The sequence below is a fragment of the Arthrobacter sp. 10L430 genome, assembly GCF_056395245.1.
The window spans coordinates 1-1,298 of sequence record NZ_JBFTJD010000056.1 but is presented as its reverse complement, the minus strand read 5'-3'; the positions used below and the strand labels follow the sequence as shown (position 1 = coordinate 1,298).

Here is a 1,298-nt window from a genome sequence, read left to right as displayed (position 1 = left end):
CCCTCGCTCGTCATCGCCTACGCCGTCTGCGGCTTCTTCGCCTTCCTGATCCTCCGCGCCCTCGGCGAACTGGTCCTGCACCGCCCGTCCTCGGGCTCCTTCGTCTCCTACGCCCGCGAATTCTTCGGCGAGAAAGCCGCGTTCATCTCCGGCTGGTTCTACTGGATCAACTGGGCCACCACCACCATCGTGGACATCACCGCCGCGGCCCTCTACATGAACTTCTTCGGCAAATACATCCCCTGGATGGCCGACGTGCCACAGTGGGCCTGGGCCCTGATGGCCCTCATCGTCGTCCTCGCCCTGAACCTCGTCTCCGTCAAGGTCTTCGGTGAAATGGAATTCTGGTTCGCCATCATCAAGGTCGCCGCCCTGGTCGCCTTCCTCCTGGTCGGCACCTACTTCGTCATCTTCGGCACCCCCGTCCCCGGCCAGGAAACCGGCTTCAGCCTCCTGTCCGATAACGGCGGCATCTTCCCCAACGGCCTGCTGCCCATGATCATCCTGATGCAGGGCGTCCTGTTCGCCTACGCCTCCATCGAACTCGTCGGCACCGCMGCCGGCGAAACCGAAAACCCCGAAAAAATCATGCCCAAGGCCATCAACTCCGTGGTCTTCCGCATCGCCGTGTTCTACGTCGGCTCCGTCATCCTGCTCGCCCTSCTSCTGCCCTACACCTCCTACCAGAAGGGCGTCAGCCCCTTCGTGACGTTCTTCGGCTCCATCGGCATCCAGGGCGTGGACGTCATCATGAACCTCGTCGTCCTCACCGCCGCSCTCTCCTCACTCAACGCCGGCCTCTACTCCACCGGCCGGATCCTGCGCTCCATGTCCGTCGCCGGYTCCGCCCCGAAATTCGCCCAACGCATGAACAAAGCCGGCGTCCCCTACGGCGGCATCGCCATCACCGCCGGCGTCTCCCTCCTCGGCGTCCCMCTGAACTACCTCGTCCCCACCCAAGCCTTCGAGATCGTCCTGAACGTCGCCTCCGTAGGCATCATCGTCACCTGGGCCACCATCGTCCTGTGCCAGATGCAACTCAAACGCTGGGCCGACAAAGGCTGGCTCAAACGCCCCTCCTTCCGCATGTTCGGCGCCCCCTACACCGGCTACCTCTCCCTCCTCTTCCTCCTCGGCGTCCTCRTCATGGTCTTCATCGACTCCCCCCTCACCCTCCTGGTCACCCTCGTCGCCTGCGCCCTCATGGTCGCCGGCTGGTACGCCTGCCGCAAACAAATCCACGAAATCGCCGAAGCCCGCGACGGCTTCACCGGCATGTCCCCCGTCATCGCCAACCG

General features: G+C 64.1%; 1 protein-coding gene. It reads left to right on the top strand.

The window, feature by feature from the left end:
• A partial coding sequence (locus AC1DDG_RS21630; protein ID WP_476877692.1) for an amino acid permease occupies positions 1 to 1,298 on the top strand: 1,298 nt, incomplete at both ends.